Origin of the sequence: Nocardia panacis, from assembly GCF_003598715.1 — a bacterium.
GTDB classification, from domain to species: domain Bacteria; phylum Actinomycetota; class Actinomycetes; order Mycobacteriales; family Mycobacteriaceae; genus Nocardia; species Nocardia panacis.
This window is the reverse complement of sequence record NZ_QZFU01000016.1, coordinates 24,875-41,623: the sequence shown is the minus strand read 5'-3', so window position 1 is coordinate 41,623 and position 16,749 is coordinate 24,875. Positions and strand designations below refer to the sequence as shown.

The 16,749-nt window shown below is 68.6% G+C and carries 14 protein-coding genes and 1 pseudogene; 7 read left to right on the top strand and 8 right to left on the bottom strand.

All coding sequences use genetic code 11. The features are described 5' to 3' along the window. Nucleotides 1-107 precede the first annotated feature (107 nt). Entirely contained in the window at nucleotides 108-1,295 is a 1,188-nt protein-coding gene (locus D5S18_RS08415) for an alpha/beta fold hydrolase (RefSeq protein WP_239003626.1), read from the top strand. Between the two features lie 16 nt (nucleotides 1,296-1,311). After that, the gene (rsmA, locus tag D5S18_RS08410; RefSeq protein WP_120039283.1) at nucleotides 1,312-2,193 is read left to right on the top strand and encodes a 16S rRNA (adenine(1518)-N(6)/adenine(1519)-N(6))-dimethyltransferase RsmA; all 882 of its coding nucleotides are present in this window, start codon (nucleotides 1,312-1,314) and stop codon (nucleotides 2,191-2,193) included. 15 nt (nucleotides 2,194-2,208) lie between these two features. Here the strand turns inward: rsmA and D5S18_RS08405 are convergent, their stop codons facing one another. The 3 genes from D5S18_RS08405 to D5S18_RS08395 are packed head-to-tail and all read right to left on the bottom strand — an operon-like array spanning nucleotide 2,209 to nucleotide 5,512. After that, nucleotides 2,209-4,410 (bottom strand): heavy metal translocating P-type ATPase, encoded by a 2,202-nt coding sequence (locus D5S18_RS08405; protein WP_120039282.1) that lies wholly within the window; start codon nucleotides 4,408-4,410, stop codon nucleotides 2,209-2,211. Beyond that, entirely contained in the window at nucleotides 4,410-5,306 is an 897-nt protein-coding gene (locus D5S18_RS08400) for a DUF8832 domain-containing protein (protein WP_120039281.1), read from the bottom strand. The genes D5S18_RS08405 and D5S18_RS08400 overlap by 1 nt, the downstream gene beginning before the upstream one ends. Further along, nucleotides 5,306-5,512 (bottom strand): heavy-metal-associated domain-containing protein, encoded by a 207-nt coding sequence (locus D5S18_RS08395; protein ID WP_120040374.1) that lies wholly within the window; start codon nucleotides 5,510-5,512, stop codon nucleotides 5,306-5,308. Before D5S18_RS08395 ends, D5S18_RS08400 begins: the two co-directional genes overlap by 1 nt. Before the next feature lie 166 nt (nucleotides 5,513-5,678). On the opposite strand from D5S18_RS08395, the gene D5S18_RS08390 reads away from it, so the two are divergent. Beyond that, nucleotides 5,679-6,605: a 4-(cytidine 5'-diphospho)-2-C-methyl-D-erythritol kinase gene (locus tag D5S18_RS08390; protein WP_120040372.1), complete on the top strand. Its 927-nt coding sequence runs from the start codon at nucleotides 5,679-5,681 to the stop codon at nucleotides 6,603-6,605. Between the two features lies 1 nt (nucleotide 6,606). Here D5S18_RS08390 and D5S18_RS08385 read toward each other — a convergent pair whose 3' ends face one another. Beyond that, nucleotides 6,607-7,455, bottom strand: coding sequence for an LLM class flavin-dependent oxidoreductase (locus tag D5S18_RS08385; RefSeq protein WP_120039280.1), 849 nt, complete (start codon nucleotides 7,453-7,455; stop codon nucleotides 6,607-6,609). A gap of 226 nt (nucleotides 7,456-7,681) precedes the next feature. Further along, complete coding sequence (locus tag D5S18_RS08380; protein ID WP_120039279.1) at nucleotides 7,682-7,948, bottom strand: Txe/YoeB family addiction module toxin; 267 nt, start codon at nucleotides 7,946-7,948, stop codon at nucleotides 7,682-7,684. 178 nt (nucleotides 7,949-8,126) lie between these two features. Between D5S18_RS08380 and D5S18_RS08375 the strand changes: the two genes are divergently transcribed. Both D5S18_RS08375 and D5S18_RS08370 read left to right on the top strand, forming a co-directional pair. After that, nucleotides 8,127-9,926 carry an ABC-F family ATP-binding cassette domain-containing protein gene (locus D5S18_RS08375; RefSeq protein ID WP_120039278.1) on the top strand — a complete coding sequence of 600 codons (1,800 nt, stop codon included), beginning with the start codon at nucleotides 8,127-8,129 and terminating at the stop codon, nucleotides 9,924-9,926. A 66-nt stretch (nucleotides 9,927-9,992) separates the two neighbouring features. Further along, nucleotides 9,993-10,748 (top strand): DsbA family protein, encoded by a 756-nt coding sequence (locus D5S18_RS08370; RefSeq protein ID WP_120040370.1) that lies wholly within the window; start codon nucleotides 9,993-9,995, stop codon nucleotides 10,746-10,748. A 4-nt stretch (nucleotides 10,749-10,752) separates the two neighbouring features. Here the strand turns inward: D5S18_RS08370 and D5S18_RS08365 are convergent, their stop codons facing one another. Beyond that, nucleotides 10,753-11,661: an Abi-alpha family protein gene (locus D5S18_RS08365; protein WP_120039277.1), complete on the bottom strand. Its 909-nt coding sequence runs from the start codon at nucleotides 11,659-11,661 to the stop codon at nucleotides 10,753-10,755. After that, the gene (locus D5S18_RS08360; protein WP_162500972.1) at nucleotides 11,652-12,962 is read right to left on the bottom strand and encodes a DUF445 domain-containing protein; all 1,311 of its coding nucleotides are present in this window, start codon (nucleotides 12,960-12,962) and stop codon (nucleotides 11,652-11,654) included. Before D5S18_RS08360 ends, D5S18_RS08365 begins: the two co-directional genes overlap by 10 nt. A 310-nt stretch (nucleotides 12,963-13,272) precedes the next feature. Between D5S18_RS08360 and D5S18_RS35610 the strand changes: the two genes are divergently transcribed. Continuing rightward, the gene (locus D5S18_RS35610; RefSeq protein WP_120039276.1) at nucleotides 13,273-14,142 is read left to right on the top strand and encodes an Abi-alpha family protein; all 870 of its coding nucleotides are present in this window, start codon (nucleotides 13,273-13,275) and stop codon (nucleotides 14,140-14,142) included. A 281-nt stretch (nucleotides 14,143-14,423) separates the two neighbouring features. Further along, nucleotides 14,424-14,939: pseudogene (locus tag D5S18_RS08350) on the top strand (nuclear transport factor 2 family protein); the annotation flags it as partial. Here the strand turns inward: D5S18_RS08350 and D5S18_RS08345 are convergent. Continuing rightward, nucleotides 14,936-16,591 (bottom strand): peptide chain release factor 3, encoded by a 1,656-nt coding sequence (locus D5S18_RS08345; RefSeq protein ID WP_439651094.1) that lies wholly within the window; start codon nucleotides 16,589-16,591, stop codon nucleotides 14,936-14,938. The pseudogene D5S18_RS08350 and the gene D5S18_RS08345 overlap by 4 nt on opposite strands. Nucleotides 16,592-16,749 lie beyond the last annotated feature (158 nt).

Sequence of the window (16,749 nt, the reverse complement as noted above, 5' to 3'; positions counted from 1 at the left end):
TCGGACAATCGAGATCTCTTCAGAGTGGCTGAATGGTTGCTGGCCCTGGTTGATCAGTACACTCGCCGGGTTTGGACAGTGTCGGATCCGAAGTGGCGAGGTGTGCGGTGCGAGGTGTTCGGAGGTTGCGGGCGACGGTGGCCTGTGCGGTATTGACGGCGGGCGCGATTGTGTCGCAGGTGATTCCCGCGCACGCCGGACCGGTTCCCGTGCCGGGCAAGTCGATTCCCGCATCCGCCGCGGCCGCCGGGACGCCGATCTCGGCGACGGCGCGTCCGGACGGGTGGCACGGTATGTCCGGCGGATCCGTCATCGAATACTGGACCACGAATTCCGCGGGCGCCCCGCTCCCGGCCAGCGGCGCGCTGTATCTGCCGTCCGGTCCCGCACCGGAGGGCGGCTGGCCGATCATGGCCTACGACCACGGCACCAGCGGCCTCGGCGCGGGCTGCGGCGGACAGGCCGAACCCGCGAGCCATCCGTACCGGGGCATCCTCGACAAAGAGGACGAGCTGATCAAGCACATGGTCGACCGGGGCTTCGCGGTGGTGGCCCCCGACTACCTCGGTCTGGGCGCCTTCGATACCGGCCCGCACCCGTACCTGGAACTGCGCACCGAGGCGACGGCCACCCTCGATCTGCTGCGCGCCGCGCGCACCACGCATCCCGAACTGTCGCGCACCTGGGGTGTGGTGGGCGCCTCGCAGGGCGGTCAGGCCGCGCTCGGCACCGGTCACCTGCAGCGGACCTACGCGCCCGAGTTGGATTTTCGCGGCACCGTCGCCATCGATCCGGAATCCGATGTGGAGAAGGTGCTCCCCATTACCGGGCCGGGCTTCCCGGTGCTGCCCAATACCGATGGCGCGATGAGCTTCTTCGTGAGCATCCTGGCCGGGCTGCGCGCCGCCCGCCCCGACGTGAATGTCGACCAGTACCTGACCCCGCTCGGCAAATCGGTGCTCGACGAGGTCGGCGCCAAATGCCTCGACGGGATCATCGGGCGGGTCAAAGGGCTCGGCGTCGGCGACATCCTGGCCCGTCCGCTGGCGGAGGAGCCGATCCGCACCGCCTACACCGACTATCTGACCGTCCCCACGAGCGGATACGACCGGCCGATCCTGCTGCTGGTCAATATCACCGATGTCACCGTGCCCTCGCCGCTGCATGCCGCGCTGGCCGCCCAGTTCGCCGCCAATGGCGTCGACTTCCGCACCGTGCCGGGCACCGGCCGTCACACCCAGCTCAACGACCGGATGTGGGCCGCGCTGGACGCGTTCCTGACCAAGGTCGGGTAGTTGGTAGGTTCTTCCGGTGTCCGAACCTGAGATCGCCGCGCGCGGCAGCGCCGCACTGCTCGGACCCGCCGAGGTGCGGGTGCTCGCCGAGCGGTTCGGGGTGCGGCCGACCAAACAGCTCGGGCAGAACTTCGTGCACGACGGGAATACGGTGCGTCGCATCGTGGCCGCCGCCGGGGTGGGGCGCGCGGACACGGTCCTCGAGGTCGGGCCGGGGCTCGGCTCGCTGACCCTGGCCCTGCTCGACGTGGTGGCGGCGGTGATCGCCGTCGAGATCGATCCCGTACTGGCACAGCACCTTCCGGAGACGGTCACCGATCGCGCGCCCGCGCTGGCCGATCGGCTCACGGTTGTGCGGGCCGATGCCATGCGGGTCGCGGCGGCCCAGCTGCCTGCCGCCCCGACGGCACTGGTGGCCAATCTGCCCTACAACGTCGCGGTCCCGGTCCTGCTGCACCTGCTGGCCGAACTGCCCAGCATCGCCACCACCTTGGTCATGGTTCAGGCGGAGGTCGCCGACCGCTTGGCCGCCGAACCCGGCAACCGCACCTACGGCGTCCCCAGCGCCAAGGCCGGATTCTTCGGGACGGTGCGTCGCGCGGGCGCGATCGGCACCCAGGTCTTCTGGCCGGTTCCGCGCGTCGACTCCGGTTTGGTTCGCATCGAGCGCTATGCCGAAGCGCCGTGGTCCATGGATGCCGCGCACCGCGGTCGGGTCTTCGAGGTCATCGATGCCGCCTTCGCGCAGCGCCGCAAGACGCTGCGGGCGGCGTTGGCGGGGTGGGCGGGCTCCGCTGTCGAGGCGGAGCGTCGGCTCCGCGCCGCCGGTATCGATCCGACCGCCCGCGGCGAGACTCTCGATACCGCCGCCTTCGTCCGCTTGGCGGCACAGGGCTGACTGTCCCGGTGCGCGTCAGCGGAAGTTGCGCAGGCGCAGGCTATTACTGACCACGAAGACACTGGACAGGGCCATGGCGGCCCCGGCGAGCATGGGGTTGAGCAGGCCGAGGGCCGCGATGGGGATGGCGGCGATGTTGTAGCCGAAGGCCCAGCAGAGGTTGCCCTTGATGGTGCGCAGCGTTTTGCGGGACAGGCGGATCGCGGTGCCCACGGCGCGCAGGTCGCCCGCGACCAAGGTGATATCGCCCGCCTCGATGGCCACATCGGTGCCGGTGCCCATGGCGATGCCGAGGTCCGATTGGGCGAGGGCGGCGGCGTCATTGCTGCCGTCACCGACCATGGCGACGGTGCGGCCCTGGTGCTGGAGATCCTGTATGGCGGCCAGTTTCTGCTCGGGGAGGACATCGGCGATGACGGAGTCGATGCCGACGCGGGCGGCGACCGCACGGGCCGACTCGGCATTGTCGCCGGTGAGCAGGACCGTCCGCAGTCCGAGGGCGTGCAGCTCCGAAATGGCTGCGGCACTGGTGGGTTTGAGGGTGTCCGCGACGGTCAGGACGCCGTGGGCGCGGCCGTCCCACGCCACGAATACGGCGGTATCGCCCGCCGCCTCGGCATCGGCTTTCGCCGCGACGAGATGGTCGCAGACTTCGATCGAATTCTCCGCGAGCAGTGCCGCGCGTCCGACGACTACCTCGTGCCCGTCGACGTGCCCGCGGACGCCTCGGCCGTGATGGTCGATGAACCGCGTCAAGGCCGTTCGCTCGATCCCATGTTCGTCCGCTGCCGCGACGATGGCGCGCGCGACCGGATGCTGTGATCCGTACTCCACCGACGCCGCGAGGGCGAGTAGCTTCTCGTCGTCGACAGCGCCACCGCGAACGATTCCGGTGAGCGCCAATTCGCCGGTGGTGAGGGTGCCGGTCTTGTCGAGTACGACGGTATCGATGCGGCGAGTGGATTCCAGCACCTGCGGACCGGTGATGAGGATGCCGAGTTGAGCGCCGCGTCCGGTGCCGACGAGCAGTGCCGTCGGCGTGGCCAACCCGAGCGCGCAGGGGCAGGCGATGATCAACACGGCCACCCCGGCACCGACCGCGGCGGCCGCGCCCGCGCCGCTCGCGATCCAGAAGTTCAGGGTGAGCAGGGCGATGGCGAAGACGACGGGGACGAAGATGCCCGCCACCTCGTCGGCCATCCGCTGTACCGGGGCCTTGCCGGTCTGCGCCTGCTCGACCAGTGCCGCCATCCGCGCGAGTTGGGTCTCGGCGCCGATGACGGTGGCGCGCACGGTGAGCAGGCCGCCGGAATTCACCGTCGCGCCGGTCACGGTATCGCCGGGCGCGACGTCGACGGGTCGGGACTCACCGGTCAGCAGGCTGCGGTCGAGTGCCGAATACCCTGCCACCACAGTGCCGTCCGTGGCCACCTTCTCGCCGGGGCGAACCAGGAACAACTCGCCGACGCCCAATTCTGCGATGGGGACGCGGATTTCGCGATCCTCGCGCAGGACCGAGACCTCTTTCGCACCGAGTTCGAGCAGTGCGCGCAGTGCCGAACCGGCCCGGTATTTGGCGCGGGCCTCGAAATACTTTCCGGCGAGCAGGAATACGATGATCCCGGCGGCCACCTCGAAGTAGACGTGCGCCGTGCCATCGGTCGTGAGCCCGCCCATACCCGACATCTCGGCGGTCGATCCGCCGCCCGGCCCGGCGAACAGCGCGTACACCGACCAGGCGAAGGCGGCCAGGGTCCCGACCGAGATGAGCGTGTCCATGGTGGCCGCACCGTGTCGGGCGTTGCGGTAGGCGGCGCGATGGAAGCCCGCTCCGCCCCAGAACACCACCGGCACGGCGAGCAGCAGCGAAACCCATTGCCAGCCGGGGAACTGGAGCCACCCCACCATGGCGACGGCGATGATCGGCACCGCCGCGACGACGCTGAACACCAACCGCCGCAGGGGCAGTGGCTGTTCGGCGGCCTCGGTCGGCTCGGGCAGTCGGGCGGTGTAGCCCGCGCCGACCACCTGCTCGATCAGGCGTTCCGGCGAAACCGATTGCGGGAAACTGACCTTCGCCTTCTCGGTGGCGTAGTTGACCGTGGCCGCCACACCTTCGATCCGATTCAACTTCTTCTCGACCCGCGCCGCGCAGGCGGCGCAGGTCATCCCGCCGATGGCCAGTTCGATCGTGCGCGGTTCGGCGGGTGCGGACATCAGTGGCCGTGTCCGTGCGCGCCTGCGGCGGCGGGCGCGCCCGTCACCTCGGCGGTGAATTCCGCGGTGCGCACCTTGCCCCTGTGTGAGAAGTCGAGGAACAGTCGATACTGACCCGTGCTCGGGGCCTGCGCGTGGAAGGCGATCTCGGGACCCGGCGGGGTGCGGCCGATCTCGCCCTCGGGATGGACGTGCAGGTAGGCGAGGTCGCTGCCGCGCAGGGCCACGAGGTGACCGTACGCCCCGAGGTACGGATCGAGGTCGGTGACGGGCGCGCCGTCCTTGGTGACGGTGAAACGCAGTTCACTGCCCGCGGTGCTCAGGTCACCGGCCATGCGCACCTGGTAGCCGTCCACATTCGCCGTGCGGACCGGCGGGGGCAGCGGCTGGAGGTCGACCGGACCGGCCACCGTGACGGTGCGGCTGAGGGTGAGCGGGAGCGGACCCGACTTGGTCTCCGGCGCGAAATCGGCGAAGACCCGATAGGAGCCGGGCGCGGACCAGTTCCAGTCGATGGACCAGGCGCCCGCGTCGTCCATGACCGGATGGACGTGGCGGTAGCCGGTGGTATCGGTGCGGGCGACGATGAGATGCAGCTTCTTCTCGTGCTGCGGGGTGAAGGCGGTGACGGCCGCGCCGTCGGGGCCGAGTATCCGGAAGCGTAGCGGCCCGGCCTGATTGGGGGCGGTCGGTGCGGTCAGGTCGGTGAGGGTGTAGCCGGAGCGGGAATCCGCCAGTCCGGTCTCGTCGCTGGGCGCGGTGTGGGTTTCGTGGGTGGCCATGTCGTGTTCCGGCGCGGACTCGGGCTCGCCTACCAGTGCGCCGATCCCGAGTGCCGCGCCGAACAGCACGACCAGCCCGCCGCCGAACGCGGCGAGCTTGAGTCGTTCCTGCATCAGACGGCGACCTCGTAGCCTGCTTCGTCGACCGCCGCGACGATATCGGCATCGGCCAGCGGGGCGGCGCTCTGGACGTGCACCGCGCCGGTGGCCAGGTCGACATCGACCGAGGTGACGCCGTCGATCTTGCCGATTTCCGTCTTGACCGAGCCGACGCAGTGGCCGCAGGTCATTCCGGTGACGGTGTAGGTGCTGGTGGACATGTCCGCTCCTTCGTTCGCGATGATCATACGGTGTGGGGGTATGTTCCCGACAACTCGGAACATACCCCCTATAGGTATTTGATGGCAAGTGGTGTCCCGCACCGGGATCGATCGCGCAGGGTCTTCGGGCGACCTCGACCGACCGCGCCCATTATTCTTGAAACTCGTGTTGTCAGTTGTGCCAAGCCCCGTGACCGTGCGCGCGCCGTCGAAGGTGAATCTGCACCTCGGCGTCGGTGAGCTGCGGGCCGACGGATACCACGACCTGACCACGGTCTTCCAGGCGCTATCCCTCGGGGACGACCTGGAACTGACCCCGGCCGCCACCCTCGCGGTGCGGGTGACGGGGGAGGGCGCGGCCCAGGTGCCCACCGACCGGACCAACCTGGTGTGGAAGGCGGCCGTGCGGCTGGCCCACCTGGCGAGGCGCGCGCCGCTGGTGGAGATCGCCATCAACAAGGGCATTCCGGTGGCGGGCGGTATGGCGGGCGGCAGCGCCGATGCCGCCGCGGCGCTCGTCGGGCTCAACGAGCTGTGGGATCTCGGACTCGGCCGCGACGAATTGTCCACGCTCGCCGCCGAACTCGGCAGCGATGTGCCCTTCGCGTTGCAGGGTGGGACGGCGCTGGGCACCGGTCGCGGCGAGCGGCTGCTGCCGGTGTTGTCCCGCAACACCTTTCACTGGGTGATCGCGCTGGCCAAAGGCGGACTGTCCACCCCGGCCGTCTACGCCGAACTGGATCGCCTGCGCGCCAACGGGACACCGCCCCGCCTCGGCGAACCACAGGGCCTGATGCAGGCTCTGGCCTCCGGCGACCCGCGCCGGCTCGCCCCCCTGCTCGGCAATGATCTGCAAGCCGCCGCGCTGTCCCTGAAACCCGAACTGCGCCGGACGCTGCGCGCGGGTGTCACGGCGGGAGCGCTCGCCGGCCTGGTCTCCGGATCCGGCCCCACCTGCGCATTCCTGTGCGAGAGCGAGGAGGCCGCCGTCTCGGTGGCCGCCGAACTGGCCGGGGCGGGCGTATGCCGTAGCATCCGCACCGCCGCCGGGCCGGTCCCCGGCGCGCGCGTCGTCGACGCGCCGGGGCGCTGAATCAGCCGAGCGCGTCGGCCAGGCGGTCCACCTGTTCGGATGCGCTCCCGTAGCAGTAGAACATCAGCTCATCCGCCCCAAGATCCGCGAATTGGCTTGCCGCGGCACGGACTTGCTCGGGTGTGGTGAGCATGCCCTCGACCATGTACTCCGCCCGCCCGCTGAGGGCGTAGTACCCGCCCATGGCCGCGCGCGCCTCGGCGATCAGCGCATCGTCGCCGAGGACCGCGTTGACCTGCGCGACGATGCGCGGCTCGCCCGCGCGACCGTATTCGCGCCACGATTCGCGCGCCCGATCGAATAATCCACCCGCCCACGCGGGCGGGGCGGCGCAGAGGAAGCCCGCGCCCCAGCGCCCGATCCGCGCCAGCGCGGCGGGTTGGAATGCGCCGATGAGGATTTCCGGACCTTCGGGTCGCAGCGGCGCCGGACCGATCGGGCCGCAGTCGGCGCCGAACGGTTCGCCCGCCCACAGCTTGCGCATCAGGCCGATCTGCTCATCGAGCCGCTTGCCCCGCGTGCGCAGGTCCGTGCCCGAGGCGAGATGGTCGTCCGCCCGCCCGCCGACGCCGACGCCGAGGACGAACCGCCCACCCGACATTCGATCGAGGGTGGCGACCTGCTTGGCCAGTAGCGCCGCATCGCGCAGCGGCGGCAGCAGCACCTCCGTCTGCACCCGGATACGCTCTGTCGCCCCCGCCAGTACGGCCAGCGCGATCAGCGGTTCCGGATTGTCGTACACCAGCCGATCGAGCAGCCCGACGGTCCGAAACGGTCCCGCCTCCGCCCGCCGCGCCCACTCGACCAGCCGCGCCGGATCCGAAATCGGCAGCCCAACACCGTAATACATGATTCCTCCGAGAAAAAGGGGTCGACAAATCGCGCCGCCCCCTCAGACCTCATCGAGGTAGGGCTCCCATTCTGCGGCAGTACTTCTCGGAGAGCCCCGTTTCAGAGTGCCCCCACCCTATCCGCCGTGCCTGAACCGCCGCAACCGAATAGCGCCCGACCGGCCACCGGATCTACCCGTATATCCTTGCCTTGCAGGGCTTCCGGAGGTTTGCGGTGGTAGCGCATCATTCGTAGTGGTGGCGGCACGCGATGATGACGGCTGAATCATCATTTTCGATGGCGTAGGTGAGCCGATGCTCCTGGGTGATCCGGCGCGACCAGTAGCCTGCCAGGTTCTGGCGCAGCGGCTCCGGTTTGCCGATGCCGTCGTGCCCATTGCGGGTGATGTCCTCGATCAGTTTGTTGATCCGCTTCAGAACTTCGCGGTCCTGGGTCTGCCACCACAAGTAGTCGGCCCATCCGCTGTGGTTCCGTCGCGCTCGTCCTCGCAGTTGTACATGATTACGTACAATTACGAGGCGACCGAGATGCTCAGCGCCGAGGTCCTGACCGACGCCCTGCGCATGGCCGCAGCGAAGGCGGAGGTACGCCTAGGTACGCTGACGCGGGGGTAGCGACGCATCCCAGTGTGGTTCGCGGCGCGTTTTCTAGAGGTAATCGGAAGGATCCATGGCCAACCTGATCAACCTGGAGCAGGTGCACAAGAGCTTCGGTATCGCACCGCTGCTCGAGGATGTGTCGCTCGGTGTGCACGAGGGTGAGCGGATCGGGGTGGTCGGGCTCAACGGTGGCGGCAAGACGACGCTGCTCGAGGTGCTGACCGGGCTGGAGGAACCCGACAGCGGGCGGGTCAGCCGGGTCGGCGGACTGCGGATGGCCGTGGTGACCCAGCGCGGGGTGCTGCCCGAGGGGGCGAGCGTGGGATCGGTGGTGCTGGCCGGTCTGGCCGACGAGCCGGGGCGCGATCCGCTCGCCGACCACGAGGTGGCCGAGCACGAGTGGGCCGCCAATCCGCGCATCCGCACCGTGCTCGAGGGAATCGGTATCGCGGGCCTGGGCCTGGACACCATTGTGGACAATCTGTCCGGTGGTGAGCGCAGGCGGGTCGCGCTGGCCGCAGCGCTGGTGCGCGACCTGGATCTGCTGGTGCTCGACGAGCCCACCAACCATCTCGATGTCGAGGGCGTGCAGTGGTTGGCCGCCCACCTGCTGGCCCGGCGCAGCGCCCTGGTGGTCGTCACGCACGATCGCTGGTTCCTCGACACCATCGCCACCCGGACGTGGGAGGTCGTCGGCGGCAAGGTCGAGACCTATGAGGGCGGCTACGGCGACTGGATCTTTGCCCGCGCCGAGCGGGCCAGGCAGTCCGATGCCTCCGAGGCCCGTCGCCGCAATCTGGCCCGCAAGGAACTGGCCTGGTTGCGTCGGGGTCCGCAGGCCCGCACCTCCAAACCGCGCTACCGGGTGGAGGCGGCCGAGGCGCTCATCGCCGATGTGCCCGCCCCGCGCGACAGCGTCTCGCTGGCCGCGTTCGCGCGAAAGCGGCTGGGGCGCGTGGTGATCGAACTCGAGGACACCACCCTGGCCACGCCCGACGGCCGAGAGTTGGTGCACGAGTTGACCTGGCGGCTCGCGCCGGGTGAGCGTGTCGGTCTGGTCGGTGTGAACGGTTCGGGCAAGACCACCCTGCTGCGCGCCCTCGCGGGCGAGGGGAATCCGGTCTCGGGCAAGCGAATCCAGGGGCAGACCGTCCAGATCGGTTGGCTGCGCCAGGAACTGGACGACCTGCCGACCGACCTGCGCGTCCTGGAGGCCGTGCAGCAGGTGGCGCAGCGGATCATGCTGGGCGACAAGGAGATCTCCGCAGGCCAGCTGGCCGAGCGGCTCGGCTTCACCCCGGCCCGCCAGCGCACCCCGGTGGGCGATCTGTCCGGCGGCGAGCGCCGCAGGTTGCAGTTGACCCGCATCCTGATGGCGGAGCCCAATGTCCTACTGCTGGACGAGCCGACCAACGATCTCGATATCGATACCCTGCAGCAGTTGGAGGATCTGCTCGACAACTGGGCGGGCACCCTGGTCGTCATCAGCCACGACCGCTACCTGGTCGAGCGCATCTGCGATTCGACCTGGGCGCTGTTCGGCGACGGCCGCCTCACCAACCTGCCCGGCGGCATCGAGGAATATCTGAAGCGCCGCGCCGCGCTGAGCGTTGCCCCGACCCGCCGGACCGAGCAGAAGTCCGCGGCCGCCACCGATTCCGCCGCTTACCGCGCCGCCCGCAAAGAATTGACCCGCCTGGAGCGCGCCATCGCGAAATTCGACGAGCGGGAGCGCAAGCTGCACGCCGCACTCGTCGACGCCGCGACGGACCCGGACCGGCTCATCACCCTGGGGGCCGAGCTCAAGCAGCTCATCGCCGAGAAAGAGGCGGCGGAGGAGCGCTGGCTGGAATTGGCCGACGGCGTCTGACACCGATCAGGGGCCGAACCGCTATCGTTGGCCGGCGAGATATCCGGCGACCGAGGAGTGGTGTCCGTGTCTGATCCGAACCCGGCGGACTATCCGAACCAGGCGACCCCGCCGCCGCGGCCCGGCCGCGATCGGCGGTTGATCGTGCTCGCGGTGGTGGCGGTGCTGGTCGCGGTCGGGGCGATCGGTGTCGGCGCGCTGGTGCACTTGCGCGGCACCCGCGTCGCGGGTGTCGCCCAAGCCGCCGAGACGGGCGGTGCGAGCGCCGGTGGCGGGTCCTTCGGACTCAATGGCGCGGTGCGCGTCGGCCCGGCCGCCGCCAAGGTGACGGTGCGCCTGGTGGCGGACCTGCAATGCCCGGCCTGCAAGGCATTCGAGCGCGACGCGGGCCAGGTCCTGATGGACGCGGTCAAGGAGGGATCGACCGCCGTCGAGTACAACATCATCACCTTCCTGGACCGTGCCTCCACCGACCAGTACTCCTCCCGCGCGGGCAATGCCTCCTACTGCGTGGCGAGCTCCGGCACCGGCCACTATCAGCAATGGTTGGAGAGCTTGTTCGGCAAGCAGCCCGCCGAGGGCGGCGCGGGTCTGCCCGATGCCACGCTCATCGAGATCGCCAAGTCCGCGGGCTACACCGATCCCGCTGTGGCGCAGTGCATCACCGACCGCAAATACGATAAACCGCTGCGCGAGAACACCAAACAGGTCTTCGCGACCGGCGTCAACGCGACGCCGACCGTCTTCGTCAACGACAAGCAGATCCCCAATAGGGACCTGTCGGCGAGCAGCCTGCGCGCGATGATCGCCGCCGCCCGCTGAGAAGTCACTGCGTGCCCGAGGCCCGGCCGTCCTGCACCACCGGCAGACAGGTCTGCACGAAATCGCCGCCGAATCCGGTGAGCGCGATACTGCGGTAGTACACCTTGGTCCCGAATCCGGAGCGCTTGAGCACCTCTCGCACCGGCGACTGCGCCTCCAACACCTGATAGCGGTGCGGGTCGTCCACCGGATCCCGATGGAATTCGATGAGTCCGAGCCGCCGCAGGTTGGTCAGGTACTGCTGGATGCGGTTCGGGAAGCGCAATCCGGCGTGTTCGCCGATCAGGTTGAGCCCCGCCACGATTCGCTCCGCGCCCAGCGCCCTCGGTCGACCGAGTCGGATATCGATGGCGGGTTGCGCGCCGTCGAGGCGCAGGAAACGCAGGATGCGGGCCTCGTCGGGAGTCAGTTCGCTGAGCATGCTCGCGAAGGCCGGATGCGAATCCAGTTGCTCCCCGTGCGGATTGGCCGATTTGCGCAGTAGCGCCGCCCCCTGTTCGCGCAGGGTGGGCACCGCGGTGGCATCCGAATCCGCCGCGGGCGCCGCGATGCCGAGTGCGCGGCGCACCGCCTCGCGCACCTCGGCCTGCGCCTCGGCGAAGACCTCACGCGGCGGCGTCCCCGCCATACTGCTCTTGACCACCGTGCCCGCCACACCCAGCGCGGTATCGATCCCCCAGGCGGTGACGCCGGAGGCGGCGCTCCAGGCCACCCGCGCCACGCCCGTCGCGCCGCGCACCGTGCGCAGCGGACCGCCGGACCCGGACGGGGCGGTCGGGTCGGGCTGTCGGACCAGTTCCCGCGATGACGCCCGCGCGCGATCCGCCGCTTCGAGATCGCCGCCGCGCTCCGCGGATTCACCGCCACGATCTGCGGATTCACCGCCGCCCCCGGCGGATTCGCCTACCACCATGCCGTTGCCACTTCCGTTCCGAAGACCAGAATGTGAGCGTATCCGGCCATCAGGCCCAGCACACCGCCATGCAGGAAAAGCAACCACTCGTCCTGCTTTATCGCCGCGCGCAGCATCTCCACGAAGTCGGGCGGGCTCAGCGCCGCCATCTGTTTGGCGATGTACTCGTTGACCTGTTTGCCCTGCTGGACATTGAATTCCGGATCCGCGAAGGCGATCGGCGCGATGGACATGGCCTCGCTGGTCAGTGTCGCGGACAATTGGTCGTATTCGCGGCCGCCGAGCACGAATTTGACCGCCCCCCTTGCCGGGCCGAGGGCGCGATCGGCGGCAGGGCGCAGGATCTCCTCGAGCATCTGCTGGGTGCGGTCCGAGCGCGGTCCGTTGAGCAGTTCGTCGCCGATATTGGCCACCGTGATCACCTCGGAGGACACCAATTCGGCGTAGCCCGCGGTGATCTCGTCCTGTCGCTTGATGAGCAGGCCCTGCCGCCACGGGCACCACCACTTCGGGTAGGCGGGGGCGAAGATCATATTGATGCCGACCCAGTTGACCACCCAGCCGATGACGATGCCGCCGATCGGCAGCACCGCCAGGACGGGCCAGTGCGTCACGTGCAGCAGGCCGACCAGCGCGACACCCATGGGCGCGCCGAAGTAGAAGCCGAAATTCTGCATGAACCGCAGTTCCTTCGCGCCGAGCACCTGGAACAACTGGTTGAGCAGTTGGGGTCGGGCCTGGAAGTAGCGGATGACCATCTGCTTGACGTCGAGCAGTTGATCGATGTTGTTGCCCAGTTCCTCGGTGAGTTCGCGCAGGATCTCGGGCAGTTGCTGACTTACCCTGGCGTGCACCATATCTCGCACCTGGACCGGCAGGTTGTACCAGAGTTGCGGATGTTCGCGGCGCAGGATCTCCTCGACGATGTCGTGGATGCGATTGTCGGCGACCCTGGCCAAATGTTCGGCGAGGCGGTCGGGTTCGATCTCGCGGTAGAAGTCGGCGACGCTGCCGAGTTTGGCCAGGCCCTTGTCCACCGCGATGCTGGCCATCTTGTCCGCCCGCGACGGCACGATGCCCTGCCAGCCGAGGCGGCCGTCGTAGCTCAACAGGGGCAGTACCTGAATTCGCTTGGGCAGGAAGGGAAACAGCCACCGCAGGCCGGGCACCCGCACACCGTGGAAGCGCAGTGGCCGGAACAGCATCAGGATGCCGGTCCAGTTGGTGATATAGCCGATGATGCCGGTGAACAGCGGGATCGTCCCCAACTCCAGCAGGATTCCGGACCCGCTCTCTAGCACGACACCCTCCTGCCGATAAACCGGTGATCGCCGCCTCACCGGCACCCCAAGGTAGCACTACGTCAACCGGTCGACCCGGTGTGCTGCGCCGATCGACCCAGACAGTCCTATGGTCGCAGTCACGGCCCGCGTGTCGGAGATATCGGTCACAGTGGCTCCCCGGAATGTCGCACCGGTCTCGACGGGCGGCGAGAATGACGGCGACCACAGTGAGCGGCAGGTCGGCGCGGGTCGGGGGTTCGACATACCGGACCGGCCATCAGGCAATACTCTGTGAACGGATTCGTTCACTTGGGCATCGGAGTAGGACGTGACAGACGACAGGGCCGGACAGGATGTGGCCAGGGCCGGTTCCCGCGCCGTGGAGCGTAGCTCGGATGCCGAATCGCGGCAGATCAGCAATGAGGCCAGGCTCATTCGCGGCGTGTTCCGCGCCGCCGGGATGGCCGCGGGCTCTGCGGTGCGCGGCAGTCGCTGGGCCGTCGAGACCACCTTCGAGGTGACCCGCGAGATCACCCAGGCCGCGCTGGACGGCGAATCCTCGACCGATCTGGCCGAGCGCACCGGTAACGCGCTGCGTTCGATCGCCCGCAGCGCACTGGGCGTCACCGAGGGTTCGGTGCGCGAAATCGTCAGCTACGTACCGACTTCCAATGGCACCGGCGGGCCGCACCCGCTGCCGGGCGGGCGGGTCCGCTCGGCCAACGGCGAGGAGTTGCGCAGGCGCGGGGATTCGCTGCTGGCCCGTTCGGCCGATGTCTACTTCACCGAGGACGTGCATCCCGCCTACGACCGCATCCTCGACGAGTTGGCCCCCGACGAGGCGCGCATCCTGCGTTTCATGTCGCAGAACGGTGCGCAACCCTCGGTCGACGTGCGCACCAATCGTCCGCTCGGCATCGGATCGGAGCTGGTGCAGGGCGATCTGACCTCGGTGCCCGAACAGGCCGGGGTGCGCTATCCGGATCGCTCCCGCATGTACCTGATCAACCTGAACCGTCTGGGCCTCACCCATACCTCCGAGGATCCGGTGGTGCTCAGCCGCTACATGGTCCTGGAGGTGCAACCCGTGGTGGAGGCCGCGCTGAAGAAGGCGGGTCGCGCGCCCAAGATCGTGCGCAAGAGCCTGCGGCTCACCGAATTCGGCGCCGACTTCTGCCGTACCTGTTTCACTCTCTGACCCGGGTGCCACCGCTTTTCCTGGCGATTTTCCGTCCGTTTGTCATAGCAATCTGATACAAATCGAGCAATCCGGCTAGGGCGGCGCGCGACGGATGGGATTGTTGAGATATGGATCAGGGAAGCGGCGGGACCGAGTCCGGGGAGCGGGATCCGAGGTATGCGCAGGCCGCGACATCGCCTGACGCGATCGGGCTGACTCAGTCGCAGGCCACACAGGAGGAGCAGGCCGAGGCGGATCGGCGCGAGGCCGGTCCGCACACCGATCCCACATGGGCCGACCTATCCGCCATCAGCAGGCTGAAGTTCCGCTATCTGCGCACGCTCGACACCAAATCGTGGGAAGAGTTCGCCGACACCATGATTCCCGAGGCCACGGCGACCTACAGCGAGTACCTGCAATTCGAATCCCGCGACGCCTTCCTGGCTTTCATGCGCAATACGCTGGGGCCCCATGTCATCACCGAACACCGCTGTGATCATCCCGAGATCGATGTGGACGGCGATACCGCCAGCGGCACTTGGTATCTCGCCGATACGGTGCTGATTCCCGGCCACAATATGCTGCTGCGGGGCGCGGCCTTCTATACCGACCGCTATGTGCGCTGCGCCGACGGCCGCTGGCGGATCGCGCACACCGGCTACGAGCGCACCTACGAGGTGGTGCTCTCGCTCAGCGATCTGCCCAGCCTGCGGTTGACCTCGAGCAGATGGGGTTTGATCGCGCGCGAGGACGGTATCGCCTCGGTCGAACGCGAACCGGGTTCGGAGCCGCCGCGCGCTCCCGAACCGCGCTAGTCGGCGGTGGCGACCAGCGGTTCGAGGGTGAGCTTCGGATGCTCCTTCTCGATGTACTGCAGTCGCCACTTGTCGCTGAACAGCGCGAGCAGCACCCCGTCGCTGCGGGTGAACACCTCGACGCCGCGCTGCCTGCCCAATTCGTCGGCCGAGGCGGCATCGGTGCGTCGGGCCAGCGAATAACCCAGATGCTCCATCTGGGTCTCCACCGTGAACTCGGCCTGCATGCGCGCGGTGACCACCTCGAACTGCATCGGACCCACCGCGGCCAGCACCGGGGACGCGTCGCCGCGAATGTCGTTGCGCAGCACCTGGACCACGCCCTCGGAGTCGAGCTGATCGATGGCCTTGCGGAACTGCTTGTACTTGCCCGCGCTCTTGGCGCGCAGCACCGCGAAATGTTCAGGGGCGAAGGACGGGATGGGCGGGAACTCCACCTTCTTGTCCACGAACAGCGTGTGCCCCGGTGCCAATGCGGTGGCATTGACCAAACCCACCACATCGCCCGGATAGGCGGTGTCCACCGTCGAACGCTCGCGGCCGAAGACGGTGAGCGCGTACTTGGTGGCGAAGGGCCGACCCGTCTGCGCGTGCGTCACCACCATGCCGCGCTCGAACTCGCCCGACACGATCCGCATGAACGCCAACCTGTCGCGGTGCGCGGCGTCCATACCCGCCTGCACCTTGAACACGACCGCGCTGAACGGATCGGTGGTGGTGCGGGCATTGCCGTTGATATCGGCGCGCGCCGCCGGGGCGGGGGCCAGCGCGACCAGCGTCTCCAGCAGTTGGCGCACACCGAAATTCAGCATGGCCGAGGCGTAGATGACCGGTGAGGTCTGGCCCGCGAGGAACATCTCCTGGTCGTGATCCTGACCGGTGGCCGCGAGTAGTTCGCTCTCCTCGACGGCGGTGGACCACGCCTCGCCCTCGCGTGCGGCGGCCTGCTCGGGCGTCAGTGACTCTTCGGGGGCGATGGTCGCGCCACCGGCGGTGCGGGTGAAGCGGATGTACTCGCGCGCCTCGCCCTCGGGACCGCGCCGCAGCAGGCCGCGGAAATCGCCCGCGATACCGACCGGCAGGAATAGGGGAGTAGGGGTGAGCCCGATGCGCTCGGCGATCTCGTCGAGCAGTTCCAGCGGGGCCTGACCCGGCCGGTCCCACTTATTGATCACCGTGATGACCGGGATGCCGCGGTGGCGGCACACCTGGAACAGTTTGAGCGTCTGCGGTTCCAGACCCTTCGCGGCATCGATGAGCATGACCGCGGCGTCGACCGCGGTGAGCACCCGGTAGGTGTCCTCGGAGAAATCCGAGTGACCGGGGGTGTCCACCAGATTGATGACACTGTCCTGGTCCGAGCCCGCCGCGCGGTAGTTGAACTGCAGGGCGGTGGAGCTGACCGAGATACCGCGCGCCTTCTCCATCTCCATCCAGTCCGAGACGGTGGATCTGCGGCCCGCTTTGCCGTGAATGGCGCCTGCCTCGGAGATCATCCTGGCGTGCAGGGCGAGGGCCTCGGTGAGCGTCGACTTGCCCGCGTCGGGGTGGGAGATCACCGCGAAGGTGCGTCTGCGCGCGACCTCGGCGGCGACGCCCTGGCTGGAGGCGGTCAACTGCAACACCCTTTCGGCGGGACGAGCGATCGGCAACCTGTCCAGGGTACGTGACCGGCCCGGCTCGCGCCGCTGTGCCTCTTCCCCCCACCCGCCCTGTGCCTCTTCCCCCACCCGCCCCTAACTCTCTCGACGCAGGTGGTGTGCCGATTCCGGGTGCGCGATGTCCTTGCGGTATGGTGGTCGGGTTGTCT